The organism is Mesorhizobium sp. M7A.F.Ca.ET.027.03.2.1 (genome assembly GCF_003999175.1).
GTDB lineage: Bacteria > Pseudomonadota > Alphaproteobacteria > Rhizobiales > Rhizobiaceae > Mesorhizobium.
In genome coordinates this window covers 1-1,039 of sequence record NZ_RZOM01001502.1, presented here as the reverse complement: position 1 = coordinate 1,039, position 1,039 = coordinate 1, and the positions used below count along the sequence as shown (strand labels likewise).

The 1,039-nt window shown below is 61.5% G+C and carries 1 protein-coding gene; it reads left to right on the top strand.

What is annotated here, in order from left to right:
* A partial coding sequence (locus tag EN750_RS35970) for a hydantoinase B/oxoprolinase family protein (RefSeq protein ID WP_189526733.1) occupies positions 1 to 1,039 on the top strand: 1,039 nt, incomplete at both ends.

Sequence of the window (1,039 nt, the reverse complement as noted above, 5' to 3'; positions counted from 1 at the left end):
CTCCTGAACTGCTTCGGTGGTGCCGGCGGCCAGCACGCTTGCCTGGTCGCCGACGCGCTCGGCATGGAGGCGGTGCTGATCCATCCCTTCTCTGGCCTGCTGTCGGCCTATGGCATCGGTCTATCCTCGGTCTTTGCCTCGCGCCAGCAAGCGCTGCTGAAACCGCTTGCCGAAGAGTCCAGAACGGAGATCGGCAACCTCATTGCCATTTTGAGAAAAGCCGTCATCGCCGAACTCGCGGCGCAAGGCATCGGCGAGGATACGGTCGCCACGAAGCCTGTGCTGCACATTCGCTATGACGGCACCGACACGACACTGCCGGTGAATTTCGAGGCGGATTCGATTTTCCAGGCCAGGCGCGATTTTGAAATCGCCCACAAGGCGCAGTTCGGTTTCGTCTATGACGACAAGCCGATGATCGTCGAGACCGTCGGCGTCGAAGGCACCGACACCGGCGGCACTGGGCGCGACGAAACTGAATCGCGAACCGAAGACCTTGCCGTAAGCCCTTCGCAAACCCGCGAAATCTTCACCGAAGGAGAGTGGCGCACTTCACCCATCTTCCGCCGCGAAGCGCTGAAGCCGGGAAACAGGGTTGCCGGACCTGCCTTGATTATCGAGCCGAACCAGACGATCGTCATCGAGCCGGGCTGGCTGGCCGAAATCACCGCCAGGAACCATGTGCTCCTGCGCCGTGTCGAGAAAAAGCGCCGGCAGGCAGCGCTCGGCACGGAGGCCGATCCGGTCATGCTGGAGGTCTTCAACAACCTCTTCATGTCGATCGCCGAGCAGATGGGCGTGACGCTGCAGAACACCGCCTATTCCGTCAACATCAAGGAAAGGCTGGATTTTTCCTGTGCAGTCTTCGATCGCACCGGCGCACTGGTCGCCAATGCGCCGCACATGCCGGTACATCTCGGCTCGATGGACCGCTCGGTCGAAACCATCATCCGGCTGAATTCCGGCGACATCCACCCCGGCGACGTCTTTGCCCTCAACGCGCCCTACAATGGCGGCACGCATCTGCCCGACATCACCG